The sequence below is a fragment of the Actinocorallia libanotica genome (assembly GCF_039525175.1).
Classification (GTDB): domain Bacteria; phylum Actinomycetota; class Actinomycetes; order Streptosporangiales; family Streptosporangiaceae; genus Actinocorallia; species Actinocorallia libanotica.
This window is the reverse complement of sequence record NZ_BAAAHH010000026.1, coordinates 89,879-115,723: the sequence shown is the minus strand read 5'-3', so window position 1 is coordinate 115,723 and position 25,845 is coordinate 89,879. Positions and strand designations below refer to the sequence as shown.

Below are 25,845 nucleotides of genomic sequence, written 5' to 3'. Positions count from 1 at the left end.
TGTCGGGGGGAGGCCTTAGGCTGGGGGCATGAGCGTTTCCGGGCTGCCTGATCACGAGCGGTGCCTGGTCATGGGCGTGGTGAACATCACGCCGGACTCCTTCAGCGACGGAGGGGACTGGTTCGACCAGGAGCGGGCCGTCAAGCACGGGCTGGAGCTGGTGCGGGACGGGGCCGACCTGATCGACGTGGGGGGCGAGTCGACGCGGCCGGGGGCGCAGCGGGTGTCGCTGGCCGAGGAGCTGCGGCGGGTCGTGCCGGTGATCGAGGCGCTGGCCCGCGAGGGGGTGCCGGTCAGCGTCGACACGATGCGGGCCGAGGTGGCCGAGGCGGCGGTGCGGGCGGGCGCGCGGCTGGTGAACGACGTCAGCGGCGGACTGGCCGATCCGGACATGGCGCAGGTCGTGGCGCGCGCGCGGGTGCCGTACGTGGTGATGCACTGGCGCGGGCACAGCCACGACATGCAGAGCCGCGCGGTGTACGACGACGTCGTCGCCGAGGTGCGGGACGAGCTGCTGCGCCGTGTCGACGCGGTGGTCGACCAGGGCGTCGACCCGTCGATGATCGTGCTGGACCCGGGGCTGGGGTTCGCCAAGCAGCAGGAGCACAACTGGGCGCTGCTCGCCCGGCTCGACGAGCTCGGCACGCGCTTCCCGATCCTGGTGGGCGCCTCGCGCAAACGCTTCCTCGGCAGGCTGCTGGCCGAGCCGGACGGCACGCCCCGCCCGTTCGCCGAGTGCGACGACGCCACGCTCGCGGTCAGCACGCTGGCCGCCGCGGCGGGCGCCTGGTGCGTGCGCGTCCACAACGTCCGCCCGAACGCCGACGCGGTGCGGGTGGCCGCGGCCATAGGCTCAGCGCGTGGATGACGCCGCAGCGGTAGAGGCCGCGAATGCCAAGTTCTACACCGCCTTCGAGACGGGCGACCTGGACCTCATGCACGAGGTCTGGGCCGACGGCGACTACGCCGAGGGCGTGACCTGCGTCCATCCGGGCTGGATGATGCTGCGCGGCCGCGGCGAGGTGCTGCGCTCCTGGGCGCTGATCATGGCCAACACCGCCTACATCCAGTTCGTGCTCACCGAGGTGCACACCGAGGTCAGGGGCGACTACGCGGTCCTCACCTGCGAGGAGAACATCCTCACGGCCGACAAGGACGAGGAGGGTTTCCTCGCCGGGGGAAGCGTCGTGACGACGAAGGTGTTCGTACGTGATGAAGGTCAGTGGAAGCTGTGGGTCCACCACGGTTCCCCGGTGCTGAACGGGACGCAGGATGACGGATCGGATTGAGCTGCGCGGGCTGCGGGCCCGCGGTTTCCACGGTGTGCTGCCGGCCGAGCGGGAGCTCGGCCAAGAGTTCGTGGTCGACGCCGTCCTGGGCCTGGACCTGCGGCCGGCCGCGGCGAAGGACGACGTCGCGCTGACCGTGCACTACGGGGAGCTGGCCGACCGCCTGGTCGAGGTGGTGACCGGTGAGCCGGTCGACCTGATCGAGACGCTCGCCGAGCGGCTGGCCGAGGTGTGCCTGGCCGACCCGCGGGTGGAGACAGCCGAGGTGACCGTGCACAAGCCGGCCGCCCCCATCGCGCATCCGTTCACCGACGTCGCCGTCACGATCTTCAGGAGCCGCGTATGACAGACCGGACCTTGACCGGCGGGCACATGCTGATCAAACACCGGGTGGTGCTGTCGCTGGGCAGCAACCTCGGTGACCGGCTGGAGAACCTGCAGGACGCGGTCGACGCGCTGTTCGACGCGCCCGGCCTGACGTTCCTGGCGCTCTCGCCGGTGTACGAGACCGCGCCGTGGGGCGGGGTCGAGCAGGACGACTTCCTCAACGTGGTCGTCATCGCCGAGACGCTGCTGACACCCGAGACGCTGCTGGAGCGCAGCCAGTCGATCGAGGAGTCGCTGCGCCGGGAGCGGGTCGTCCGCTGGGGCCCGCGCACCCTCGACATCGACATCGTGCAGTTCGGCGAGCTCGTCTCCGACGCCCCCGAGCTGACGCTGCCGCATCCCCGGGCGCACGAGCGGGCGTTCGTGCTGGTGCCGTGGGCGCTGCTGGAGCCGGACGCGGTGCTGACGGGGCACGGGCGGGTCGCCGACCTGGCGGCCGCGGCGGGGGAGCAGGGGGTCACCCGCCGCGACGACCTGAACCTCCAGCCGCCGGCGTGAGGGCGACGCGTCCGTCCCTGCTGCTGGCGCTGGTGTTCGCGGCGGCGCTGTCGGTGTGGGCGCTGCTCAAGGGCGTGTACTCGCAGATGGTGCCGCTGCCGTGGACGGCGGTGCCCACTCTGCTGCTGCTGGCGCTCGGCGAGATCGTCACCGGCGTCAACCTCCGCAACAAGATCCACCACAAGGCCGCCGCGGAGAACGCCCGTCCGGTCGACCCGCTGGGCGTGGCGAGGATGGCCGCGCTCGGCAAGGCCAGCGCGCACGCCGCCGCCGTCCTCACCGGCGTCTTCCTCGGCTTCGCCCTGCACGTCCTGCCGAACCTCGACCTTCCCACCCCCCGCCACGACTTCGTCGTCAGCGCCGCCACCACCGTCTCGGCCCTCGCCCTCACCGGCGCCGCCCTCTTCCTCGAATGGTGCTGCCGCATCCCCGAGGATCCCGAGGAGAAGAAGAAAGAGCGCCGCTGACGGAGGCCCCGATGTCTCCGAAGGCGCCCGCCGCGCAGGTGCACCCGGTCGGCGGGCGAGAAGAACGAAGGAACGGCCTCACCGTCGGCAACGGTGGGGCCGTTTTCCATACGTATTGAATTATTTGTCGATATCGCCGACCACGAAGAACATGGAGCCGAGGATGGCGACCATGTCGGCGACGAGCTGCCCCTTCAGCATCTCGGGGAGCACCTGGATGTTGTTGAAGCTGGCGCTGCGGAGCTTGAGCCGCCAGGGCGTCTTCTCGCCGCGGGAGACGAGGTAGTAGCCGTTGAGGCCGAGGGGGTTCTCGGTCCAGGCGTAGGTATGGCCGAAGGGGATCTTGAGGATCTTGGGGAGGCGCTGGTTGATCGGGCCGGGCGGGAGGTCGGCGAGGCGGTCCAGGCAGGCGTCGGCGAGATCGAGGGAGCCCAGGGTCTGGTCGTGGAGGCATTCGAAGCGGGCCAGGCAGTCGCCTTCGGCGCGGGTGACGACGGGGACGTCGAGCTCGCCGTACGCCAGGTAGGGCTCGTCGCGGCGCAGGTCGAAGTCGACGCCGGAGGCGCGGGCGATGGGGCCGCTGACCCCGTACTGCAGGATCTGCTCGCGGGTGAGGACGCCGACGCCGCGGGTGCGGGCGCGGAAGATCTCGTTGCCCAGAATGATGTCGGTGATGTCGGGCATCCGGGAGCGGACGAGTGCGACGGCCTGGCGGGTGCGTTCCAGCCAGCCGAACGGCAGGTCCTCCTTGAGCCCGCCGACCCGGTTGAACATGTAGTGCATCCGGCCGCCGGAGACCTCCTCCAGCACCCGCTGCAGCTCCTCGCGTTCTCGGAAGGCGTAGAACATCGGGGTGATCGCCCCCACCTCCAGCGGGTAGGAGCCGAGGAACATGAGATGGTTCAGCACCCGGTTGAGCTCGGCGAGCAGGGTGCGCGCCCAGACGGCGCGTGCCGGGACCTCCATGCCGAGCACCCGTTCGGCGGCCAGCACCACGCCGAGCTCGTTGGAGAACGCCGACAGCCAGTCGTGCCGGTTGGCCAGCACCACGATCTGCCGCAGGTCGCGCACCTCGAAGAGCTTCTCCGCGCCCCGGTGCATGTACCCGACGATCGGCTCGGCGCCCTCGATGAGCTCGCCGTCGAGGGTGAGGCGCAACCGCAGGACCCCGTGGGTGGAGGGGTGCTGCGGCCCGATGTTGAGGATCATGTCCTCGGTCGCGAGCTCCCGTGCCCCCGCCCCGATCCCGACAGTGCGTGTCTCCATGACGGCCATGGTCGCAGACTCCTCCGGCCGCCACACGGCCTCCTCACCCGCTCGGCCGGTACGGGGGTGGCTTTGATGCCAAAAAGAGGGTGTTTCCTGTTGACTGGGACGCGATGAACGAGCAGCCGCAGATTCTTCCTCCGCAGCCCTACCGCCAGCGCACCCGGGAAGAGGCGTTCGCGCCGCCGGAAGGCGCCCGCTGGTGGCGGATCTCCCCGCGCCACAAGTGGTATCGGCGGGTGGTCGCGCTGGTCGTCGCGCTGCTCGCCGGTCCGCTCGGCGCGTTCGTCGTGGCGCGGACGGGCGGGACGCCCGGCGCGGTCGTCTGGAGCGCGGCGACGGTGCTGGCCTTCGTCCTGGCCTGGCTGGTGGCCGAGCAGGCGTACCAGGCCTGGGGCTTCCTGGAGCGCGGCGACGATCTCGTGATCACCTCGGGCGTCTTCCAGCGCCGGATCGTCATCGTCCCCTACGCGCGGATGCAGTTCGTGGACGTGACGTCGGGCCCGCTGGAGCAGCTCTTCGGGCTGGCGACGGTGCGGCTGCACACCGCCGCGGCGACGACGGACGCCGCGATCCCCGGGCTGCCGATCGCGGTCGCCGACCAGCTGCGGGACAGGCTGGCGGCCAGAGGAGACGAGGGGGCCGGCCTGTGAACCCCCACCCGTACCCGCCGAGGCACCCGCACCACCGGCCGGGCTGGGCGCCGCCCGCCCGCCCGGCGATGGAGGTGCACCGGCTGCACTGGGCGACCGCTCCGCTGCGTTCGCTGAACATCGTGGTCGTCTACTTCGTGCTGATCGGGATGTGGCTGCTGCTGGACCCGGAGGACTGGTCCCGGCTGGACCCGGCACGGTTCCTGGTGTTCCTGCTGGTCACCTTCCCGGTGGCGGTGGTGGCGGGCGTGATCGGGGTGTGGGCGTGGTGGGCGGTGCGGTTCTGGATCGACGGCGACGACCTGGTGGTCGACACCGGGATGGTGCGCAGCCGGATCCGCCGCATCCCGTTGTCGCGGATGCAGGGCGTCGACGTGGTCAGCCCGCTGCTGGGCAGGCTGCTCGGGCTGGCCGAGGTGCGGCTGGAGCTGGCCGGGGGCAGCTCCGCCGAGATCACGTTGCGGTATCTGGGCAAACGTCGGGCGCGCGAGCTGCGGGCCGAGCTGGTGGCGCTGGCCGCCGGGCTGCCCGGTCACACCCCGGAGGCGCCGGAGCGGCCGTTCTGCCGGGTGGGGTTCGGCGTGCTGTTCGCCTCGCTCGCGTTGCGGATCCCGGTGCTGCTGTCCTTCGCGCTGTTCGTCGCGCTGGTCGTCTTCGGCATCGCCACCGGGGAGCTGGCGGTGCTCGCGGTGGCCGTCCCGATCCTGCTGGGCCTGTGCCGCGAGGTGATCGCGCCGCTGGTGATGTACACCCGGTTCCGCTCCTCGATCGCGCCGGACGGCATCCGGTTGCGGTTCGGCCTGCTGGAGAGCCGGCTGCAGACGGTGCCGCCGGGCCGGATCCAGGCGCTGCGGGTGGTGGAGCCGTGGATGTGGCGGTACTTCGGCTGGGCCCGGGTGGAGATGACGGTCGCCGGTTACGGTGGAGAGCGCCAGTCCCTGTCGTCCACGCTGCTGCCGGTGGGGCCGGTGGAGGCGGCTTTCGCGATGGTCTCGGAGGTCTTCCCCGGAGTCGTGGTCGAGGGCGTCGCGCTGACTCCGACGCAGTCGCGGTGGCGGAAGAACGACGCCGCGGGCATCTCCCGCGAGGTCTTCGTGTCCCGGCGGGGCAGGTTCCGCCGTACCTGGGACGTGGTCGACTTCGCCCGCGCGCAGTCCGTGCGGCTGACCTCCTCGCCGCTCCAGCGGCTGCTGGGGCTCGGCACCGTCCAGGTGGACGTGCCGCCGGGTCCGGTGCAGGTGGCGGCGGTGGACTGGGAGGTGGCGCGGGCCAGGGGCCTGGCGGACGAGACGGTGGCGCGGGCCAGGCCGGCGCGGGCCAGGTCCGGTTCGCTGGAGCACTGGGCCGGATAGGGATGAAAAGGGCCGGGGCCCCCAGAGGGGACCCCGGCCGGATGCCGCGAGGCGATCAGTGGCGGAAGCCGCGCTCGACCTCGATGCTGTCCTCGTTCTGGCTGTCCTCGCAACCCGCGGTGGTCGGGCTGACGACCGGGATCAGCTCGATCGGGACCACGTTGGTGCCGCAGATGTTGATCGAGAGCAGGTTGTTCAGCAGCCCGTTGCCGTCGACGCTGGTGGGGCTGATGACGTCCGGCCCGCCGAAGTGCGGGTGCGGGTTGGCGTAGGCGGGGCTGACGGAGCCGAGAACGGCAGCCGTGGACAGAGCGAGCGCACCGGCCGCGGCGAACTTCTTGAACGACATGTAGGGGATCCTCCCTGTACTGGTTGATGCCGGAGCACCTGCGCAGCGACCCCGGCCATACGTAGAGTAGTTATTCAGCTACTCCGGGGTAGCGCGACCCCTAGTGGCAGAGAGTTACCCGACCTCTATCAAGGCGTGACCATTCGATGACTTTAAGTAGTCAACTTGTCTGTTTGTGGTGGGAGACCAGGGGGAATGCCAGGTCAGCCGGTTTTTTGCGTGATGTGGGAGAAGGCCGGGACTCCTGGGGAGCCCCGGCCGGATACCGCTAAGCGGATCAGTGGTGGAAGCCGCGGAAGCCGCGGTCGACCTCGATGTTGTCGTCGTTCTGGCTGTCCTCGCAGCTCGCGATCGTCGGGCTGACGACCGGGATGACCTCGATCGGGATCACGTTGCTGCCGCAGATGTTCAGCGAGAGCAGGTTGTTCAGGATGCCGTTGCCGTCGACGCTGGTGGGGCTGATGACGTCGGGGCCGCCGAAGTGCGGGTGCGGCTGCGGGCCGCCGCCGGCGAGGGCGGGACCCGCGGTGGCCAGGGCACCGGCGGTGGCGAGGGCGAGCGCACCGGCTGCGGCGAGCTTCTTGAGCGTCATTAGGGGATCCTCCCTGTGTTCTGGCGGGGCCGTAGCGCCTGTGCGGCGCTCCCGGTCGTCCGGGTGGTCTTCCGGCCTTCCGCCGATGATGCGAGATGGGGCGACGGCAGCCGTTCGCTGCCGCCCGAAGAGGACGGGCTGGTCACCTGAGGGTGATCAACCCGTCCGGGTGGTGCTGGAGACCCGGGGTTCGCGCCGTTGAGGCGGCTCCACCGGTCGTCTCCGGGTGGTCGGGGCCTTGCTGCGGTCCCGACCGGAGCGGTCGGCGGACCGGGTCAGTCGACCTCGATGTGGCCGTCGTTCTGGCTGTCCTCGCAGAACGCGGTGGTCGGGCTGAGCACCGGGATGACCTCGATCGGGATCACGTTGCTGCCGCAGATGTTCAGCGAGATCAGGTTGTTGCCGATGCCGTTGCCGTCGACGCTGGTCGGGCTGATGACGTCCGGGCCGCCGAAGTGCGGGTGCGGCTGCGGGTGCTGGGCGGCGAGCGCCGGTCCCGCGACACCCATGACGCCGAGGGCCAGCGCACCGGCCGCGGCGAACTTCTTGAGCGTCATTAAGGGGATCCTCCCTGTACTGGTCGATGCCGGAGCACCTGCGCAGCGACCCCGGCCATACGTAGAGTAGTTATTCAGCTACTCACGGGTAGTGCGACCCCTGTGGGCAGAGGGTTGCTTTACCTGTGCTCAAGTGTGACGGGTGCATTACTTTAAGTAGTTATTTCATCCGTATGTACCGGTGGTTGAGTTGAATGTCGGCACCGCCGGGTTGCTGGGCATGCGACCCTGGTGCAGTGATCACCTGGCGCGCGGCGATGGAGCGGGCACTGTACGGGCCCGACGGTTTCTACCGGCGGGAACATCCTGAGGCGCACTTCCGGACGTCGGTGCACGCCTCGCCGCTGTTCGCCCGAGCCTTGGCCGGTCTGCTGGCGGAAGTTGACGCCCGGCTCGGCCGCCCGGATCGGCTCGACGTGGTGGACATGGGCGCGGGCTGCGCCTCCCTGCTCACCGGGATACGGGAGGCGGCGCCCCGGGACGTGGCGCGGCGCATGCGCACGGTCGCCGTCGAGGTGGAGCCCAGGGGCGGCGGCGAGGGCGTCGTGTGGGCGACCGAGCCGCCGGAGGGGATCACCGGTCTCGTCGTGGCCAACGAGTGGCTCGACAACGTGCCGCTGGACATCGTGGAGTACGGCCCCGGCGGGCCGCGCCTGATGCTCGTGGACACCGCGGGCAACGAGCAGCCGGGGCCCGAGCCGGCGGAGGCCGATCTGGCCTGGCTGGCCCGCTGGTGGCCGGAGCGCACGGGCAGGGCCGAGATCGGGCGCAGCCGGGACGAGGCGTGGGCGTGGCTGGTGGGGCGGATGGACGCCGGGGTGGCCGTCGCCGTCGACTACGCCCACGACGCGGCGACCCGGCGGCCCACCCTCGCCGGCTACCGGGACGGCAGGTCCGTCTGGCCCGTCCCGGACGGCTCCTGCGACGTCACCGCGCACGTCGCGCTGGACTCCTGCGCGGTGCCGGGGCTGGAGACCGTGCTCACCACCCAGCGGGAGGCCCTGCACGCCCTGGGCGTGGACGGGCGCAGGCCGCCCAGGGAGCTGGCGGTCCGCGATCCGCGCGGTTACGTGGCCGCCCTTTCGCGGGCCGGCGAGGCCGCCGAGCTCACCGATCCGGGCGGTCTGGGCGGGTTCGGCTGGCTGATGCAGGCCAAGGAGCCCGCCGGCCTGGACTTCTTCCGGACCTGAGAAGCCGCCGCCCCTCCGGCGAACGGTGGGACGGCGGTCTTCGGGACCCCTGGAGTAACTGAGCGAACGTCCGTCCCTAGGCGCCTCCTCCCTGTGAATGGGCAGGAACACCACCTTGTCCCGTGGCACCCTCGAGGAGTAATGACCGCCGGGGTGACCATAGGGTGACTCGGAGTCAGGGAGGGCGTCAGACGAGGTGCCCCCCGGGCTTGGGTAACCTTGGCTCGCACCGTCCGGTACCCCTTTCGAGGACTGGAACGTTCAATGGATCTGCCTACCCAGCGGCCCGGCAGGCTGAAGGTCGGCGTCGTCGGCGCGGGCCGCGTCGGCGCCGTGCTGGCCGCCGCGCTCGCGCGCGCCGGCCATCGCGTCGTCGCCGCCTCCGCCGTCGCCTCGCTGCTGCGCGCCCAGGAGCTGCTGCACGGGCTGCCGTTCCTGGCCCCCCAGGAGGTGGTCGCCGCCGCCGACCTCGTCCTGCTGACCGTCCCCGACGACGCCCTCGCCGACCTGGCGGCCGGCATGGTCGAGGCGGGAGTCCCCGTCCAGGGCAGGATCTTGGTCCACGCCAGCGGCCGGCACGGCACCGCGGTGCTGGCCCCGCTCGCCCGGGAGGGCGGGCTGCCGCTGGCCCTGCACCCGGTGATGACCTTCACCGGCCGCACCGACGACCTGGAGCGGCTCACGGGCGTCTCCTTCGGGGTGACCGCGCCGGGGCCGCTGCGCCCGGTGGCCGAGGCGCTGGTGGTGGAGATGGGCGCCGAGCCCGTCTGGATCGCCGAGGAGCAGCGCACGACCTACCACGCGGCACTCGCCCTGGGCGCCAACCACCTGGTCACCCTGGTCGTGGAGGCCTCGGGGCTGCTGCGCGCCGCCGGGGTCGCCGAGCCGGGCCGGATGCTGGGGCCGCTGCTGGGCGCGGCCCTGGACAACGGGCTGCGGCTGGGCGGCCAGGGGCTGACCGGCCCGGTGGCGCGGGGCGACGCGGGCACCGTCTCGGACCACCTGGCCGCGCTGAAGGCGGTCGAGCCGGACGCGGTGCCGGGCTACCTGGCGCTGGCCCGGCGCACCGCCGACCTGGCACTGGACTCCGGCCTCCTCAAGCCCGAGGACGCCGAAAGGCTGCTGGGCGTGCTGGCCGACTCCCGGTGAGCCCGCCTTCTTCCCGAGCAGGAAGGACCTCGATGATCGTTCACTCTCTCGCCGACCTGGCGCGGGCCCGCGGGGCGCTGCCGGGCACCGTCGGGTTCGTCCCCACGATGGGGGCGCTGCACGACGGGCACCGCGAGTTGATCAGGCGGGCGCGCGAGGCCGCCGACCACGTTGTGGTCAGCGTCTTCGTCAACCCGCTGCAGTTCGGCGAGCAGGCGGACCTCGAGCGCTACCCCCGGACGCTGGAGGCCGACGCGGCGATCTGCGCCGCCGAGGGCGTGGCCGTGGTGTTCGCGCCGTCCGTCGAGGACGTCTACCCCAGGCCGCTGGAGGTCTCGGTGAGCACCGGCCGGATGGGCCGGGTCGTGGAGGGCGCGGCACGGCCGGGGCACTTCGACGGGATGGCCACGGTGGTGGCCAAGCTCTTCGGAATGGTCCGCCCCGACAGCGCGTTCTTCGGGCAGAAGGACGCCCAGCAGCTCGCGGTGATCCGCCGGCTCGCCGAGGACCTCAACCTCGGCGTGGAGATCGTCGCGGTGCCGACCGTCCGGGAGCCGGACGGGCTGGCGCTCTCCAGCCGCAACCGCTTCCTGGCGGAGGCCGAGCGGCGTACCGCGCTCGCACTGTCGCGGGCCCTGTTCGCGGGCCGCGACGCCGTACCGGACGGCGTGGCGGCCGTCCTGGCGGCGGCGCAGCCCGTGCTGGACGAGGCGTCCAAGGCCGATCCCCCGCTGCGCCAGGACTACCTGGTCCTGGCCGATCCGGCTACCTTCGATCCCGTCGAACCCGGGCACCGCGGCCCGGCCGTCCTGGCCGTCGCGGCACGCGTCGGCGCCACCCGTCTGATCGACAACCTCCCCCTGGAGTTCTGAATGTTCCGGACCATGTTCAAGTCCAAGATCCACCGCGCCACCGTCACCCAGGCGGACCTGCACTACGTCGGTTCGGTCACCATCGACGCCGACCTCATGGAGGCGGCCGACCTGCTGCCCGGCGAGCAGGTGCACATCGTGGACATCACCAACGGGGCACGGCTGGAGACCTACGTCATCGAGGGCCCGCGCGGCACCGGGGTGATCGGGATCAACGGCGCCGCCGCGCACCTGGTGCACCCGGGCGACCTGGTCATCGTCATCAGCTACGCCGCGATGACCGACGCCGACGCGCGCTCCTTCCGTCCCTCGGTGGTGCACGTGGACGCCGACAACAAGATCGTCCTGCTGGGCGAGGACCCGGCCGAGCCGGTGCCGGGCACCGACACCCGCCGTCCCGACCTCGTGCACTGACCCGGGGCCTCGTGCGACCTACCCCGGGGGAATAGCCCTCCCCGGATTAGTGTCATACTGACGAAAACCCCCCGAGGAGGGCGTCATGATCGAGGAGCTCGCCGCAGGAGCGCCCGGCTGGACCGCGCGCACCGACACGGTCGTGATCGGCTCGGGCATCGCCGGGCTGGTGGCGGCCATGCGCGCGACGCGGCACGGCCGGGTGCTGCTGGTCACCAAGGCGCTGCTGGACGCCGGTTCCACCCGCTGGGCCCAGGGCGGCATCGCCGCCGCGCTCGCCCCCGAGGACAGCCCCGAGGAGCACCTGGCCGACACCCTCACCGCCGGGGCCGGCCTGTGCGACGCCGAGGCCGTGCGGACCCTGGTCACCGAGGGCCCGGACGCGGTGCGCCGGCTCATCGCCCTGGGCGCCCACTTCGACCTCGCCGCCGACGGCACGGTCTCGCTCACCCGCGAGGGGGGCCACCACCGGCGGCGCATCGCCCACGCGGGGGGAGACGCCACCGGCGCCGAGATCAGCCGGGCGCTGCTGGCCGCGCTCAAGCAGGCCGAGGGGGTCGAGGTCATCGAGCACGCCCTGGTGCTCGACCTGCTCACCGAGGGCGGGCGCGCCGCCGGGGTCACCCTGCACGTCATGGGCGAGGGCAGCCGGGACGGGGTGGGCGCGGTGCGGGCGCACTCGGTCGTGCTGGCCACCGGCGGGCTCGGCCAGGTCTTCTCGGCCACCACCAACCCGGCGGTCTCCACCGGCGACGGGGTGGCGCTGGCGCTGCGCGCCGGAGCCGAGGTCGCCGACCTGGAGTTCGTGCAGTTCCACCCCACGGTGATGTGGCTGGGGGAGGGCGCCACCGGCCAGCAGCCGCTGATCTCCGAGGCGGTGCGGGGCGAGGGCGCGCACCTGGTCGACGCCTCGGGCACCCGCTTCATGCTCGGCCGGCACGAGCTGGCCGAGCTCGCGCCCCGCGACGTCGTCGCCAAGGGCATCATGAACCGCATGCGCGAGACGGGCGAGCCGCACATGCTGCTCGACGGGCGCCACCTGGGCGCCCGCTTCTGGGAGTCGCGCTTCCCGACGATCCTGGCCAGCTGCCGCGAGCACGGCATCGACCCGGTGGTCCAGCCGGTCCCCGTCGTCCCGGCCGCCCACTACGCCAGCGGGGGCGTGCGCACCGACGGGTACGGGCGCACCTCGATCCCCGGCCTGTACGCCTGCGGGGAGGTGGCCTGCACGGGCGTCCACGGCGCGAACAGGCTGGCCTCCAACTCGCTGCTGGAAGGCCTGGTCTTCGCCGAGCGCATCGGCGAGGCGCTGGCCGGGGACCCGGTCGCGACCGGGACGCCCGCGACCGCGCGGCCGCGCCGCCGCGGCCTGCTCGACCCGTCGGTCCGCGGCGAGGTGCAGCGCGTCATGAGCGGCCACTGCGGGGTCCTGCGCTCGGCGGAGGGGCTGGCCGAGGCGCGCCGCCTGCTGGCGGAGCTGGGCGGGCGCACCTGCGACGACCCGTGCCTGGAGGCGTGGGAGGCCACCAACCTGCACACCGTGGCCACGGCCGTCGTGGCGGCGGCCGAGCGCCGCGGGGAGACCCGCGGCAGCCACTGGCGCGAGGACTTCCCCGACCGCGACGACGCCCGCTGGCTGGGGCGGCTGAACGGGCGGCTGGCCGAAGGGGGGTTCCGGCTGGAGTTCACTCCCGAGCGCTCCCACCGGACCACCGCCGCCTGAGCGGTCCCGGGTCCGCGGGCCCGATCAGGCACCACCCCCGTCAGCGCGGCCGCGCGCCGCGCCAGTGAGCAAGTGAGTGAGGAACCGATGACGCCCGAGCTGTCGCAGCGGCTGCGGGACCAGGGGCTGGACCCCCTGGCCGTGGCGAGCCTCGTCAGGACGGCGCTGGCCGAGGACGGCGAGACCGACGTCACCAGCGAGCCCATCTTCGACCCCCGGCAGGTCTCCACCGCGGACTTCACGGCCCGGGAGGAGGGCGTCGTGGCCGGGCTGGTGGTCGCCGAGACGGTCTTCGAGGTCCTCATGGACGGCGAGGCCGAGCTGGAGCGGCACTTCCGGGACGGCGACCACGTCGCCAAGGGCGACGTGCTGCTGACGGTCACCGCGCCGACGGTCAAGCTGCTGCGGGCCGAGCGGATCGCCCTCAACTTCATGACACATCTGTCGGGTATCGCCTCCCAGACGGCGCTGTGGGTGAAGGAGATCGAGGGCACGGGCGCGCGGGTGCGCGACAGCCGCAAAACGCTGCCCGGCCTGCGCGCGCTCCAGAAGTGGGCGGTGCGCTGCGGCGGCGGCGTCAACCACCGCATGTCGCTGGAGGACGCCGCGCTGGTCAAGGACAACCACGTCGCCGCGGCGGGCGGCGTCACCGCGGCGTACGAGGCGATCCGCAGTCGTTACCCCGAGCTGCACATCCAGGTCGAAGTGGACACCCTGGAGCAGCTGGAGGAGGCATTGACGGCCGGAGCCACCGACGTTCTGCTGGACAATATGTCGGACATGACGATGGCCGAGGCCGTCCGGCTCACGGCCGGGCGCGCCACGCTGGAGGCATCGGGCGGACTGGGCTTGGCCAGGGCCCGGAGAGCCGCCGCCACCGGGGTGGACTACCTTGCGGTGGGTGGCCTCACGCATTCCGCGACGGCCCTCGACATCGGCCTTGACTTCCGTACCGCAGCGGGGACCTGATGCTTCTCACGATCGACGTCGGCAACACCAACACCGTCCTGGGACTGTTCGAGGGCGACGAGGTCATCGAGCACTGGCGGATCAACACCGATCCGCGCCGGACCGCGGACGAGATAGCCGTCGTCCTGCAGGGGCTCATCCAGCAGAGCCCGCTGCTGGTCGAGACCGACATCAGCGGCATCGCGCTGTGCTCCACGGTGCCGTCGGTGCTGCACGAGATGCGGGAGATGTGCCGCCGCTACTACGGCGACGTCCCCGCGATCATCGTGGAGCCGGGCGTGAAGACCGGGGTGCCGGTGCGCATGGACAACCCCAAGGAGGTCGGGTCCGACCGGATCGTCAACTCCCTGGCCGCCATCCACCTGCACGGCGGCCCGGCGATCGTGGTGGACTTCGGCACCGCGACGACCTTCGACTGCATCTCGGCCCGCGGCGAGTACGTCGGCGGCGCCATCGCGCCGGGCATAGAGATCTCGATAGACGCCCTGTCGATGCGCGGCGCCCAGCTGCACAAGATCGAGCTGGTGCGGCCCCGGCACGTCATCGCCAAGAACACCGTCGAGGCGCTGCAGTCGGGCATCATCTTCGGCTTCGCCGGCCAGGTCGACGGGCTGGTCGACCGGATGGTCGAGGAGCTGTCGGACAACCCCGACGAGGTGAAGGTCGTGGCGACCGGCGGGCTGGCGCCGCTGGTGCTGGAGGAGGCGCGCAGCATCGACGTCTTCGAGCCCTGGCTCACCCTGCACGGCCTGCGGCTCATCTACGAGCGCAACATCGGCGGTTCCTGAGATACGCGTTCGCACCGGTTTTCCGGGGTCGATAGCCTTGACATCGTGAGCGAACATGCCTACGAGGACGCCCCGGAGCAGATGCGCGTCCGCCTGGACAAGGTGGAGCGGCTCCGGGAGAGCGGCATCGACCCCTATCCGGTGAACTTCCCGCGGACCCACGCCATCGCCGAGGTCCGCGAGAAACATCCCGACCTCGAGCCGGGCACCGAGACGGGGGAGAAGGTCTCCGTCGCGGGACGGGTCATGCTCTCGCGCGTCGGCGGCAAGCTCTGCTTCGCCACCCTCAAGGACGGCACCGCCGAGATCCAGGTCATGGTGTCCCTGGCCGGGGTCGGCGAGGAGTCCCTGGCGGCCTGGAAGCGCGACGTCGACCTCGGCGACCACGTCGGCGTCACCGGCGAGGTCATCACGTCCCGCCGCGGCGAGCTGTCGATCATGGCCGAGAGCTGGGCGATCACCTCCAAGTGCCTGCGCCCGCTGCCGGAGAAGCACGCCGGGCTCACCGACCCCGAGGCGCGGGTGCGGTACCGCTACGTCGACCTCATCGTCAACGACGAGGCGCGCCGGATGGCGCGGCTGCGCAGCGACACCGTGCGCGCCGTCCGCGACTTCTGGCACGAGGAGGGCTACCTCGAGGTCGAGACGCCGATGCTGCAGCCGATCCACGGCGGCGCGACGGCGCGTCCGTTCAAGACGCACATCAACGCCTACGACATGGAGCTCTATCTGCGCATCGCGATCGAGCTCTACCTCAAGCGGCTGGTCGTCGGCGGCATCGACAAGGTCTTCGAGATCAACCGCAACTTCCGCAACGAGGGCGCGGACTCGACGCACAACCCCGAGTTCACCATGCTCGAGGCCTACGGCACCTACCTCGACTACAACGACATGGCCGACCTCACCCAGCGCATGTACCAGAAGGCCGTGGTGGCCGCGCTGGGCACCACGGTGGTCGTGCACGAGGGGCAGGAGTACGACCTCGGCCTGAAGGAGTGGCCGCGCATCACGCTGTACGGCGCGGTGTCGGAGGCGGTGGGCGAGGAGCTGACCCCGCACACTCCCATCGAGACCGTGCGCAAGCTCGCGGACGCCCGCGAGGTGCACTGGGACCCCAAGTGGGGCCAGGGCAAGGTGGTGCAGGAGCTGTTCGAGGAGCTCGTCGAGCACACCCTGAGGCAGCCGACGTTCGTCATGGACTACCCGCTGGAGACGTCGCCGCTCACCCGCGAGCACCGCGAGGAGCCGCTGCTGACCGAGAAGTGGGACCTCATCGGGTTCGGCACCGAGCTGGGCACCGCCTACTCGGAGCTGGTCGACCCGATCGAGCAGCGCCGCAGGCTCACCGAGCAGTCGCTGCTGGCCGCCGGCGGCGACCCGGAGGCGATGCAGCTGGACGAGGACTTCCTGCGCGCCCTGGAGTACGCGATGCCGCCGACCGGCGGCATGGGGGCGGGCATCGACCGGATGATCATGGCCTTCACCGGGCGGAACATCCGCGAGACCATCCTCTTCCCGCTGGTGAAGCCGGGCTCCTGACCCGCTCCCGGGGAGGTGCCGGGCTTCCGGCCCGCTCCCGCGGAGGCCGGGCTCCCGTCTCGTTCGCCACGGGCGAGGCCGGGGGCCCGGCCCTGCGCTTTTCCGGGACGTGCCGCCGGCGCTCCTCAGGAGGCCGAGTCGCGGACGACGAGCTCGGGCGCCAGCGTGAGGTGGCGCCCCTCGGCCTCGTCCATGAGGAGCTCCGCCGCCGCCGCGCCCAGCTCGTCGCGGGGCTGGCGCACGGTCGTGAGCGGGACGACGCAGGTGGCCGCCGGGGCGATGTCGCCGTAGCCGACGACCGCGACGTCCTGCGGGATCTTCACCCCGTTGCGGGTGAGCTCGTTGACGAGTCCGACGGCCAGCAGGTCGTCGACGCAGAAAACGCCGGTGGGGAGCGTTCCAAACTCCAGAAGCCGCCGTGCCGCGCGCTGCCCCGCCTGCGCGGTGGGCTCCTGCTCGGCGATGGTGAGCACCTGCTCGGGCGCGTACCCGGCCTGGCCCAGCGACTGCAGCGCGCCGCCGCGCCGCTGGCGCACCGGCGGCGGTTCGGGCTCGGTGGTGACGAACGCGATGTCGTGCCGGCCGAGCTCGACGAGGTGGCGCGTGGCGAGCCTGCCGCCCTGCCGGTGGTCGACGCCCACCGAGGACGCGGTGGTCCCGCTCATCCTGCGGTCGAGGAGCACCGTGCGGATGTCGCGGGCGCGCAGCCGGGCGACGCGGTCGGCGTCCAGCGCGACGGGGGCGACGATGACGCCGGAGACGCCCTGCTGCTCCAGGAAGTCCAGCCGGCGCCGCTCCTTCTCGGGGTCGCCGTCGCTGGTGCACCAGATGATGTCGTAGCCGCCGGTGTCGCAGGCGCGCTCGACGCCGCGGACGAGGTCCGCGGCGCAGGGGCCGGCGAGGTCCTCGACGATCACTCCCAGTGTCCGCCCGGAGCCCTTGCGCAGAGTCCGCGCCGCCTCGTTGCGCACGAAGCCGAGCTCCTCGATGGCGGCGAGAACGCGGACACGGGTGGCTTCGGCCACGACGTCTGGCCGATTTAGGACATTCGAAACGGTCCCAACTGAAACTCCCGCGCGGCGTGCTACCTCCCGGATGCTGGCTCGCATCAGACCACTCCCCCCCGGGTCGGGATGTGTTGTCGCAGGTTAACGGCTTTCGGGCGCGCACCGCTTCTCGGGGGCGGCACGAAACGTGATTCAGGGGTCACTTTTTGCGCTCTCGGAGAGCTTGACGGTCCGCATCCGGCCGCCTAGCGTTCCGGGTCGTAGGGAGTTTGAAACGATTCATGGACCGGAGAGGGCAAGGCTGCAACCGATGACCCTTCTCTCGAGCCGACGTTACTCAGCGTTCCCCGCGAACGGCGCTCGAACGACGTATCGGCCGAGTCCGGCCACCGACGGACAGTAGTAGTACGGGACCCATTGCCCACAGCAGCGCACGCTGCGCCCCCGCGGTCAGCACCAGCGACGAGGGAGGAATGGAGTGGATCAGGGCACACTCGCGCGCCGGGCCTTCGACGAACCCCGGTTGAACGAGGATGAACTGAAGTTGCTGGCGCAGATCGCCAGCGGCGTGACCGCCGACGTGGCGGCCCGGAAGCTCGAACTCAGCGCGCGCACCCTGCGCCGCAGGCTTCGTGCCATCTGCGACCGCCTCGACGTCAACACCCCCATCGAAGCCGTCGTGTGGGCGGCTCGCAGACAACTCATCTAGCACGACCGCGGAGCGGGCGACCCGGCGATCCCGGTGCCCCCGACGAACACCGCCGCCATGGAGGGCCACGCCCCCATGGCGGCGTTCTGCGTCCTGCGGGCCTGCGGCGGCCTCAGGCGACCCGTACGCCGCCCGCGAAGGGGCGGCCGCCGATCGGGGCTATCTTCACCACGTCGCCCGTCTGGGGGGCGTGCACCATCTGCCCGTCGCCGATGTAGAGGCCGACGTGGTGCAGGTCGCTGTAGAAGAAGACGAGGTCGCCCGGCTGCAGTTCGGCGAGCCCGACGTGGGCGCCGGCGTTCCACTGGCTGCCGGTGTAGTGCGGCAGGTGGATGCCGACCTTCGCGTACGCCCACATCGTCAGCCCCGAGCAGTCGTAGCTGTCGGGCCCGTCCGCGCCCCAGACGTAGGGCTTGCCGAGCTGGGTGAGGGCCAGCCGCAGCGCCTCGGCCGCCTTGCCCGCGCCGGGCACCGGCGGGATGTCGACGATGCTCTTGGGACTCTTCCGGACGATTTTGTCGCGGATCTGGGTGTAGTCCTTCTTGAGCTTGTCCTGCCGCTCGGTCAGCTGGGTGTTGAGCCGGCGGACCTGGCCAGCGCGGTCGTCGGCGGCCTTCTCCGCGCGCTGCGCCGACTGCATGGCGGCGAGCAGCTCGGACACCTTGGTGCCGTTCTGGGAGGCGAAGAAGCTGAGCGTGGAGGTGCGGTCCAGGAAGTGCTGCGGCTGGTCGGTGGTGGCCAGGATGAGCGCCTGGTCGGTGCCGCCCAGCATGTAGCTGGTGGCGGCCAGCCCGCTCACCTCCCGCGCCACGACGTCCAGCGCCTTCTTCTGGCGCGAGGCGTTGTCGGAGGCGACCTTGGCGGCGCGCTCCGCCTGCTTCAGCTTGACCTTGAGGCCGTTGATCTGCTCGCTGACCTTCTCGAGCTCCTCGTGAATGGACTGGATCCGCTTCATCGGGTCGGGCTCGGCGTACGCGGCGCCGGGAACGGCGACGACGGCGGCGAGGGCGCCGCAGGCCAGGGCGAGCAGGCGATGGTGGGGGCGCTTCACGGAATTCCTCTCCTCGGCCGCCCACCGGGTCAGCTGTGGATGGGGGCCGGAGCAGCAGATTGCGAGCCACTGCTGATACTCAGCGCAGGAGACTAACGAAGTCTGCCGTCCGTGCCAACCGCGGCCGCTGATTCCGCAGGTCGTTCCCGGTCCGCGAAGGGGTCGCGTACGACTAGTCTCAAGCCCATTATGGAGATGGCGATCCGGCGGGCGCGCACGCCCGATGTCCGTGCCGTCCGGCGTCTCGTCGACACGTACGGCGGCCCGGGACGGCGTCTTCTGGAGAAGAGCACGGTGAACCTCTACGAGGACGTCCAGGAGTTCTGGGTGGCCGACGCGCCGGAACTCGGGGGAGTCATCGGATGCGGCGCCCTCCATGTGATGTGGGAGGACCTCGCGGAGGTCCGCACGGTCGCCATCGATCCGGAATGCCGGGGTATGGGGATCGGTCACCGGATCGTCGACCGGCTTCTGTCCACGGCGCGGGAACTGGGTGTCCGGCGGGTTTTCTGCCTTACCTTCGAGGTGGAGTTCTTCGCCCGCCACGGTTTCCGAGAGATCCAGGGCACTCCGGTGGCGCACGCCGTCTATGAAGAGCTCCTGAGATCCTATGACGACGGGATCGCGGAGTTCCTCGACCTGGATCGGGTGAAGCCCAACACACTGGGAAACACGCGGATGTTGCTCCGCTTGGAGGAATGACGACATCATGACCGAACCCCCCAACCCGTACGGTCCGCGTTCGGGCGGCGGATATGGTCCGCCTCCGCCGTCGCAAGGACCTTACGGCGCACCTCGCCCACCGCAACGGCCCGGGTATGGACCGCCTGAGCCGGGATATGGCGGAGATCCGGGATATGGCCCGCCACAGTCGGCATATCCCGATCCCGCGGAACAGCCGCAGCGGACTTACCGTTCCGCCGCGTCCAGCGGTCCGCATCCGGCGGAGAACCTTCCGCTCGCCGCATTCAAGCAACGCGCGTTCGCCCGGCTCATCGACGCCGGCCTGGTGTGGGTCGCCGGTTTCGCGCTGGTCTTCCCGATCGTTCTGGCGTCCATCGGCATCAACAAGGACGAGGAGGGCGGGTGGTCGACGCCCGTCCTGTGGACGACATTCGTCGTGGTGGCGGTGCTGCCGTTCCTCTACGAGGCGATCCAGCTCGCCTTCTGGGGCCGCACCCTGGGCAAGCGGCAGATCGGCCTGCGGGTCGTGCTGGCCGATCCGGCGGGGGACCCGCTTCCCCTGATGACGGCGTTGTGGCGGGCGGCCCTCAACAATCTCGGCTACATGCTCGGCGTCTTTCTCTTCCTGCTCCTGGGCGTGAAGGTCTGGGCCTTCTTCCTCTTCTTCATGTTCGTCGCGGCGGCCGGGGTGCTCATGGCCTACTTGTGGGCGATCTGGGATCGTCCCCTCTTCCAGGCGATCCACGACCGTTACGCGGGAACCGTCGTGGTGGACGACCACGCGGAGTGGAGCCCGTAGCGTTTCGGCGCGCTTTGCGAGAGGTTCCTCGCGGGCGCCCGCGGCAAGGCCCTTCGGAACGCCTTCCGAGGGGCCTTCGCCGTGGGGATAGGGTCTGCCGAGGTGAAGGCGCATGTCCGTAGCGTCCCAAGATCACGCAATTCTCACCTTATCTCCTCTTTATAGGGATGCTTCGTGGGGTGACGTTGCTGTTGGGTTATCAGGGGACATGTAGGTGGGAATCAGCCCGCTATGCAAGATCCACTTCAGCGTTCGATGGGCTTACTGTGAAACTCGGCGGGGATTTCGGCCGCCGGAGCCGATTACGGTGCGTTACCCGGTCGGCGCGTTACACGACCTCCGCAGAAGCCGGAGGAAAACTTCGAGCGCCTCGAATTGTCAAGTGCTGACGGCGGGTATATGTTTAGGAACCGAATGGAGTTTGCCGGGGCCTCCCGGCACTGACACTTGCGGAAAGGCCAGCCCCATGGCACGCGAAACTATTGTTCGTCTGGTCGACGATCTCGACGGCGGCGCGGCGGACGAGACCGTGTCGTTCTCGTTCGATGGTGTGGCCTATGAGATCGACCTCAGCTCGGAGAACGCCAAGAAGCTGCGTGATTCGCTGATCCCCTTCATCGAGCACTCGCGCCGTGCCGGTTCGGCCAAGCGCGGCCGGACGGGTGCCGCCAAGCGGGGGGCCTCCAACCGCGAGCGCAGCGCGGACATCCGCGCCTGGGCCAAGGGCCAGGGCATCAAGGTGAATGAGCGCGGTCGCATTCCCGCCTCGGTCGTCGAGCAGTACGACGCGGCGCACTGAGCGGATCCGCTCGCCGATGCGGCCCGCCTTCCGATCAGGAGGCGGGCCGTTCGCTTCTGGCGTATCGAAAAAATCGGTCATCTCGGGATCTCGAGCGTCTATGCGGGTAGCAGGGGGGAATGGCGGTTCCAGAGCCGTGGTCGTTCGTTCGCCTGTGGCGTATCGGGAACATCGCATGGCGAACCGGTAGTTGGATGAGGATGAACAGCCTCGGCTCTGGGAAGGTCTTCACCTGATGGCCTCCTGCGGGGCGGTGTGAGGGAGCGACGAGATGTTCGAAAGGTTCACCGACCGTGCGCGGCGGGTGGTCGTCCTGGCCCAGGAAGAGGCCAGGATGCTCAACCACAACTACATCGGCACTGAGCACATCCTGCTGGGGTTGATCCACGAGGGTGAGGGTGTCGCCGCAAAGGCCCTTGAGAGCCTGGGGATCAGTCTCGAAGCGGTGCGCCAGCAGGTCGAGGAGATCATCGGCCAGGGTCAGCAGGCGCCGTCGGGGCACATCCCCTTCACCCCGCGTGCCAAGAAGGTGCTCGAGCTGTCCCTGCGCGAGGCGCTGCAGCTGGGCCACAACTACATCGGCACCGAGCACATCCTGCTCGGGTTGATCCGCGAGGGCGAGGGAGTCGCCGCGCAGGTGCTGGTGAAGCTGGGAGCGGACCTCAACCGGGTCCGCCAGCAGGTGATCCAGCTGCTCCACGGCTACCAGGGCAAGGAGCCGGCCGCGTCCGGCGCGGCGTCGGAGTCCGCTCCCTCCACATCGCTCGTGCTCGACCAGTTCGGCCGCAACCTGACCCAGGCCGCCCGCGAGGGCAAGCTGGACCCGGTGATCGGGCGCGACAAGGAGATCGAGCGGGTCATGCAGGTGCTGTCCCGCCGCACCAAGAACAACCCGGTGCTGGTGGGCGAGCCCGGCGTCGGCAAGACCGCCGTGGTCGAGGGCCTGTCCCAGAAGATCGTCAAGGGCGAGGTGCCCGAGACGCTCAAGGACAAGCAGCTCTACACGCTGGACCTCGGCGCGCTGGTCGCCGGCTCCCGCTACCGCGGTGACTTCGAGGAGCGCCTGAAGAAGGTCCTCAAGGAGATCCGCACCCGCGGCGACATCATCCTGTTCATCGACGAGCTGCACACCCTGGTGGGCGCGGGCGCCGCGGAGGGCGCGATCGACGCCGCCAGCATCCTCAAGCCGATGCTGGCCCGCGGCGAGCTGCAGACCATCGGCGCCACCACCCTGGACGAGTACCGCAAGCACCTGGAGAAGGACGCGGCCCTGGAGCGCCGCTTCCAGCCCATCCAGGTCGCCGAGCCGTCCCTGCCGCACACCATCGAGATCCTCAAGGGCCTGCGCGACCGCTACGAGGCCCACCACCGGGTCTCGATCACCGACGGCGCGCTGGTGGCCGCGGCCCAGCTGGCCGACCGCTACATCAGCGACCGGTTCCTGCCGGACAAGGCGATCGACCTCATCGACGAGGCCGGGTCCCGGATGCGCATCCGCCGGATGACCGCGCCGCCGGACCTGCGCGAGTACGACGAGAAGATCGCCGACGTGCGCCGCGAGAAGGAGAGCGCGATCGACGCGCAGGACTTCGAGAAGGCCGCCGCGCTGCGCGACAAGGAGAAGCAGCTCCTGGCCGCCAAGTCCCAGCGCGAGAAGGAGTGGAAGGCCGGCGACATGGACGTCGTCGCCGAGGTCACCGAGGAGCTCATCGCCGAGGTCCTGGCCACGGCCACCGGCATCCCGGTCTTCAAGCTGACCGAGGAGGAGTCCGCCCGCCTGCTGCGCATGGAGGACGAGCTCCACCGCCGGGTCATCGGCCAGGAGGACGCCATCAAGGCGCTCTCCCAGTCGATCCGCCGCACCCGCGCCGGCCTGAAGGACCCCAAGCGCCCCGGCGGCTCGTTCATCTTCGCCGGCCCGTCCGGCGTCGGTAAGACCGAGCTGTCCAAGACGCTGGCGGAGTTCCTGTTCGGCGACGAGGACGCGCTGATCGCCCTCGACATGTCCGAGTTCATGGAGAAGCACACCGTCTCGCGGCTGTTCGGCTCGCCTCCCGGCTACGTCGGGTACGAGGAGGGCGGCCAGCTGACCGAGAAGGTGCGCCGCAAGCCGTTCTCGGTCGTGCTGTTCGACGAGATCGAGAAGGCGCACCCGGACATCTTCAACTCGCTGCTGCAGATCCTGGAGGACGGTCGCCTGACCGACGCCCAGGGCCGGGTCGTGGACTTCAAGAACACCGTCATCATCATGACGACCAACCTCGGCACCCGGGACATCTCCAAGGGCCTGTCCATCGGCTTCGGCCGCGCGGACGACGCCAAGGGCGACTACGAGCGGATGAAGGCCAAGGTCGGCGAGGAGCTCAAGCAGCACTTCCGCCCCGAGTTCCTCAACCGCGTCGACGACATCGTGGTCTTCCACCAGCTGACCCCGAAGGAGATCATCCAGATCGTCGACCTCATGGTCGCCAGCCTGGACGAGCGCCTGCGCGACCGCGACATGGGCATCGAGCTCAAGCAGCCCGCCAAGGACCTGCTGGCCGAGCGGGGCTACGACCCCGTGCTGGGCGCCCGGCCGCTGCGCCGGACCATCCAGCGGGAGATCGAGGACGCCCTGTCGGAGAAGATCCTGTACGGCGAGCTCCAGGCCGGCCAGATCGTCGTGGTCGACGTCGAGGGCGAGGGCGAGAACGCCAAGTTCACCTTCAAGGGCATGCCCAAGCCGTCCTCGGTGCCGGACGTGGCCGAGCTCGGCGCCTCGTCGCTGAACCTGAAGAAGGACTGACGGCCGCAGCGCCGCAGACCCGCCGGAAGGCCCGCACCCCCCAGGGGCGCGGGCCTTCCCCCTGTTCGGCCGTCCCGGACGGGCGGCCGGGGAGGGAGGGACGTTCGGCCCATGCCCGCGGGACACCGGGACCGGCAGACTCGGCCGAGGAGTTGGGGAACCCCCTTCCGCCCCAGGGCGGGAGGGGGCCGTACCGCGCTTCGGGCGGGCAGCCGGTTGCAGGGGGGCCGGGGCCGTGCCGCCGGCTCTGGTTCCGCGGGGGCGGTTCCGCCGGCGCGGGCGGGGCCGCCGTCGCGTGCCTCAGCGGGGGAGGGCGTAGCGGCCGTCCTCCAGGGGATCGACGAGGCCGTCGGCGATCAGGCCGTCCAGGGCGCGCTCCCGCTGGACGGCGTCGGACCACACGACGTCCAGGGCGGGCTTCTCCACCGGGCCGCTGGTCTCCCGCAGCACCGCCAGCAGGCGCCCGCGGCACTGCCGGTCGGTGCCCGCGTACGTCTGGCCGCGGCGGGGCGGGCCGTCGTAGGGCGGCTTGCCGTCCAGGTACCAGGCGCACTGGTCGATGACGGGGCAGTCGGCGCAGCGGGGGGAGCGGGCCGTGCAGACCAGGGCGCCCAGCTCCATGACGGCCACGGCCCAGGTGGCGGCGGTCTCCGCGTCGGCGGGCAGCAGGGTCTCGGCCAGCTTCGTCTCGGCGCGGGTGGCGGCCTTGGGCGGGTACTCCACGCCGGTGCGCAGCCGGGCCAGGACGCGGCGCACGTTGGTGTCCAGCACGGCGTGCCGCTGCCGGAAGGCGAAACTGGCGACGGCCGCGGCGGTGTAGGCGCCGACTCCGGGCAGGGCGAGCAGGGTGTCGTGGTCGTCGGGGACCCGGCCGCCGTGCCGCTCGGTGATCGCCACGGCGCAGGCGTGCAGGCGCAGGGCGCGGCGCGGGTAGCCCAGCCGGCCCCAGGCGCGCACCGCCTCCCCGGACGGCTCGGCGGCCAGGGCGGCGGGCGTGGGCCAGCGGCCCATCCACTCCCGCCACACCGGCAGGACCCGCACGACCGGGGTCTGCTGCAGCATCAGCTCGCTGACCAGGATCGACCAGGGGGTGGCGGACGCCTCCCGCCAGGGGAGGTCACGGGCGTTCTCGGCGTACCACTGCAGCACGGGCTCAGTGGGCATCTGGCTGGACATCGGCGCCAGCTTAAGGCTTGCGCGTGTCGCTCGGGGCAGGTGAAGATCGGAAAAGCATACTGTCCGTATGGATTCGGCCACGATGCGTCAAGACGACGAGGGCGACGAGGAGTTCCAGGAGGCCTACTGGCGCCGCAGGGCGATCGCGCTCGGCGTGGTCGTGCTGGTCGTCGGCGGCCTGGCCTGGGCCTGCTCGGGAGGCGGCGGGGAGAAGGCGCCGGCCGCCACGAAGACGAGCGCGGCGGCGAGCCCGACGCCCACGGTCTCCGATGGCGGAAGCGGCAGCGGCGGCCCCCTGGCGATCCCGACGGTCATGGTGACGGTGACCCAGACCGCGACGGTCGCCGCGCCGCGCCGGCCCGGCGACGCCTGCGCGCCCCGCGACGTGGTCGCCACCCTCACCCCGTCCGCGCCGGAGTTCGCCCCGGGCGTGCAGCCGACCTTCACCCTGACCGTGGTGAACACCGGGAAGATCGACTGCACCTTCGACGTCGGCTCCCGGGCCCTGGTGACGCGGATCAAGTCCGGCTCCGACCGGATCTGGAACTCGGCGCACTGCGAAGACGCCGCGGCCTCGTCCATCCAGCGCCTGCGCCGCGGCGTCCCCCACACCCGCGTGCTCTCCTGGGACCGCCGCCGCAGCGACAAGGGCTGCGACGGCCCGCGCACCAAGGCGCTCCCGGGCACCTACGTGATCCAGGCCCAGGGCAGCGGCGTCCACACGGAAAAGGGCGTGTTCGAGCTCGCCGAGGACAGGCGCTCCCGGCGCTGAGGTTTCGCG

At 71.1% G+C, this 25,845-nt stretch carries 26 protein-coding genes and 1 pseudogene; 20 read left to right on the top strand and 7 right to left on the bottom strand.

The genetic code is table 11. The annotated features are described in order from the left end of the window. The first annotated feature begins 28 nt into the window (after window positions 1-28). The 5 genes from folP to ABD140_RS27470 are packed head-to-tail and all read left to right on the top strand — an operon-like array spanning window position 29 to window position 2,641. Window positions 29-868, top strand: coding sequence for a dihydropteroate synthase (folP, locus tag ABD140_RS27490; RefSeq protein ID WP_486303350.1), 840 nt, complete (start codon window positions 29-31; stop codon window positions 866-868). Beyond that, window positions 861-1,289, top strand: a complete 429-nt coding sequence (locus ABD140_RS27485) for a nuclear transport factor 2 family protein (protein ID WP_344243899.1) — start codon at window positions 861-863, stop codon at window positions 1,287-1,289. Before folP ends, ABD140_RS27485 begins: the two co-directional genes overlap by 8 nt. Continuing rightward, window positions 1,273-1,635, top strand: a complete 363-nt coding sequence (gene folB, locus ABD140_RS27480; RefSeq protein WP_344243898.1) for a dihydroneopterin aldolase — start codon at window positions 1,273-1,275, stop codon at window positions 1,633-1,635. The genes ABD140_RS27485 and folB overlap by 17 nt, the downstream gene beginning before the upstream one ends. After that, a complete protein-coding gene (gene folK, locus ABD140_RS27475; protein ID WP_344243896.1) occupies window positions 1,632-2,174 on the top strand; it encodes a 2-amino-4-hydroxy-6-hydroxymethyldihydropteridine diphosphokinase in 543 nt (180 codons plus the stop codon). Before folB ends, folK begins: the two co-directional genes overlap by 4 nt. Next, window positions 2,171-2,641, top strand: a complete 471-nt coding sequence (locus ABD140_RS27470) for a DUF3180 domain-containing protein (RefSeq protein ID WP_344243894.1) — start codon at window positions 2,171-2,173, stop codon at window positions 2,639-2,641. The genes folK and ABD140_RS27470 overlap by 4 nt, the downstream gene beginning before the upstream one ends. A 120-nt stretch (window positions 2,642-2,761) precedes the next feature. On the opposite strand, the gene ABD140_RS27465 is transcribed toward ABD140_RS27470, so the two are convergent. After that, the gene (locus tag ABD140_RS27465; protein WP_344243893.1) at window positions 2,762-3,916 is read right to left on the bottom strand and encodes an NADH-quinone oxidoreductase subunit D; all 1,155 of its coding nucleotides are present in this window, start codon (window positions 3,914-3,916) and stop codon (window positions 2,762-2,764) included. A 104-nt stretch (window positions 3,917-4,020) separates the two neighbouring features. Here ABD140_RS27465 and ABD140_RS27460 point away from each other — a divergent pair, with 104 nt between their 5' ends. Then, complete coding sequence (locus ABD140_RS27460; protein ID WP_344243892.1) at window positions 4,021-4,560, top strand: PH domain-containing protein; 540 nt, start codon at window positions 4,021-4,023, stop codon at window positions 4,558-4,560. Then, window positions 4,557-5,912 (top strand): PH domain-containing protein, encoded by a 1,356-nt coding sequence (locus ABD140_RS27455; RefSeq protein ID WP_344243891.1) that lies wholly within the window; start codon window positions 4,557-4,559, stop codon window positions 5,910-5,912. Before ABD140_RS27460 ends, ABD140_RS27455 begins: the two co-directional genes overlap by 4 nt. A 55-nt stretch (window positions 5,913-5,967) precedes the next feature. On the opposite strand, the gene ABD140_RS27450 is transcribed toward ABD140_RS27455, so the two are convergent. The 3 genes from ABD140_RS27450 to ABD140_RS27440 form a co-directional block, all read right to left on the bottom strand. Then, window positions 5,968-6,261, bottom strand: coding sequence for a hypothetical protein (locus ABD140_RS27450; protein WP_344243890.1), 294 nt, complete (start codon window positions 6,259-6,261; stop codon window positions 5,968-5,970). A gap of 277 nt (window positions 6,262-6,538) precedes the next feature. Continuing rightward, a complete protein-coding gene (locus tag ABD140_RS27445; RefSeq protein ID WP_344243889.1) occupies window positions 6,539-6,853 on the bottom strand; it encodes a hypothetical protein in 315 nt (104 codons plus the stop codon). A 275-nt stretch (window positions 6,854-7,128) separates the two neighbouring features. Beyond that, window positions 7,129-7,410, bottom strand: coding sequence for a hypothetical protein (locus ABD140_RS27440; protein WP_344243888.1), 282 nt, complete (start codon window positions 7,408-7,410; stop codon window positions 7,129-7,131). Between the two features lie 236 nt (window positions 7,411-7,646). Between ABD140_RS27440 and ABD140_RS27435 the strand changes: the two genes are divergently transcribed. The 7 genes and pseudogenes from ABD140_RS27435 (at window position 7,647) to lysX (ending at window position 16,054) form a co-directional block, all read left to right on the top strand. Beyond that, complete coding sequence (locus tag ABD140_RS27435) at window positions 7,647-8,600, top strand: SAM-dependent methyltransferase (RefSeq protein WP_344243887.1); 954 nt, start codon at window positions 7,647-7,649, stop codon at window positions 8,598-8,600. 264 nt (window positions 8,601-8,864) lie between these two features. Further along, window positions 8,865-9,749: a Rossmann-like and DUF2520 domain-containing protein gene (locus ABD140_RS27430; protein ID WP_344243886.1), complete on the top strand. Its 885-nt coding sequence runs from the start codon at window positions 8,865-8,867 to the stop codon at window positions 9,747-9,749. A 32-nt stretch (window positions 9,750-9,781) separates the two neighbouring features. After that, window positions 9,782-10,621 (top strand): pantoate--beta-alanine ligase, encoded by an 840-nt coding sequence (gene panC / locus ABD140_RS27425; protein ID WP_344243885.1) that lies wholly within the window; start codon window positions 9,782-9,784, stop codon window positions 10,619-10,621. Then, window positions 10,622-11,035, top strand: coding sequence for an aspartate 1-decarboxylase (panD, locus tag ABD140_RS27420; protein ID WP_344243884.1), 414 nt, complete (start codon window positions 10,622-10,624; stop codon window positions 11,033-11,035). 85 nt (window positions 11,036-11,120) lie between these two features. Next, window positions 11,121-13,727: pseudogene (locus ABD140_RS27415) on the top strand (L-aspartate oxidase). Next, a complete protein-coding gene (locus ABD140_RS27410) occupies window positions 13,727-14,515 on the top strand; it encodes a type III pantothenate kinase (protein ID WP_344243883.1) in 789 nt (262 codons plus the stop codon). The pseudogene ABD140_RS27415 and the gene ABD140_RS27410 overlap by 1 nt, the downstream one beginning before the upstream one ends. 45 nt (window positions 14,516-14,560) lie before the next feature. Then, entirely contained in the window at window positions 14,561-16,054 is a 1,494-nt protein-coding gene (gene lysX, locus ABD140_RS27405; protein ID WP_344243882.1) for a bifunctional lysylphosphatidylglycerol synthetase/lysine--tRNA ligase LysX, read from the top strand. 125 nt (window positions 16,055-16,179) lie between these two features. On the opposite strand, the gene ABD140_RS27400 is transcribed toward lysX, so the two are convergent. Beyond that, a complete protein-coding gene (locus ABD140_RS27400; RefSeq protein ID WP_344243881.1) occupies window positions 16,180-17,163 on the bottom strand; it encodes a LacI family DNA-binding transcriptional regulator in 984 nt (327 codons plus the stop codon). A 376-nt stretch (window positions 17,164-17,539) separates the two neighbouring features. Here ABD140_RS27400 and ABD140_RS27395 point away from each other — a divergent pair, with 376 nt between their 5' ends. Then, window positions 17,540-17,770: a LuxR family transcriptional regulator gene (locus tag ABD140_RS27395; protein ID WP_106397151.1), complete on the top strand. Its 231-nt coding sequence runs from the start codon at window positions 17,540-17,542 to the stop codon at window positions 17,768-17,770. A 112-nt stretch (window positions 17,771-17,882) separates the two neighbouring features. Here ABD140_RS27395 and ABD140_RS27390 read toward each other — a convergent pair whose 3' ends face one another. After that, window positions 17,883-18,821, bottom strand: coding sequence for a C40 family peptidase (locus tag ABD140_RS27390; RefSeq protein WP_344243880.1), 939 nt, complete (start codon window positions 18,819-18,821; stop codon window positions 17,883-17,885). Window positions 18,822-19,010: 189 nt separating this feature from the next. Between ABD140_RS27390 and ABD140_RS27385 the strand changes: the two genes are divergently transcribed. From ABD140_RS27385 to ABD140_RS27370, 4 genes are all read left to right on the top strand, one after another. Beyond that, on the top strand, window positions 19,011-19,523 hold the full coding sequence (locus ABD140_RS27385) for an amino-acid N-acetyltransferase (RefSeq protein ID WP_344243879.1): 513 nt from the start codon (window positions 19,011-19,013) through the stop codon (window positions 19,521-19,523). Between the two features lie 7 nt (window positions 19,524-19,530). Then, the gene (locus ABD140_RS27380; protein ID WP_344243878.1) at window positions 19,531-20,304 is read left to right on the top strand and encodes an RDD family protein; all 774 of its coding nucleotides are present in this window, start codon (window positions 19,531-19,533) and stop codon (window positions 20,302-20,304) included. A 466-nt stretch (window positions 20,305-20,770) separates the two neighbouring features. After that, window positions 20,771-21,103, top strand: a complete 333-nt coding sequence (locus ABD140_RS27375; RefSeq protein ID WP_344243877.1) for a histone-like nucleoid-structuring protein Lsr2 — start codon at window positions 20,771-20,773, stop codon at window positions 21,101-21,103. A gap of 271 nt (window positions 21,104-21,374) precedes the next feature. Beyond that, a complete protein-coding gene (locus ABD140_RS27370; protein WP_344243876.1) occupies window positions 21,375-23,888 on the top strand; it encodes an ATP-dependent Clp protease ATP-binding subunit in 2,514 nt (837 codons plus the stop codon). Window positions 23,889-24,188: 300 nt separating this feature from the next. Here ABD140_RS27370 and ABD140_RS27365 read toward each other — a convergent pair whose 3' ends face one another. Beyond that, window positions 24,189-25,064 carry an HhH-GPD family protein gene (locus ABD140_RS27365; RefSeq protein ID WP_344243875.1) on the bottom strand — a complete coding sequence of 292 codons (876 nt, stop codon included), beginning with the start codon at window positions 25,062-25,064 and terminating at the stop codon, window positions 24,189-24,191. A gap of 67 nt (window positions 25,065-25,131) precedes the next feature. Here ABD140_RS27365 and ABD140_RS27360 point away from each other — a divergent pair, with 67 nt between their 5' ends. Further along, on the top strand, window positions 25,132-25,836 hold the full coding sequence (locus ABD140_RS27360; RefSeq protein ID WP_344243874.1) for a hypothetical protein: 705 nt from the start codon (window positions 25,132-25,134) through the stop codon (window positions 25,834-25,836). Window positions 25,837-25,845 lie beyond the last annotated feature (9 nt).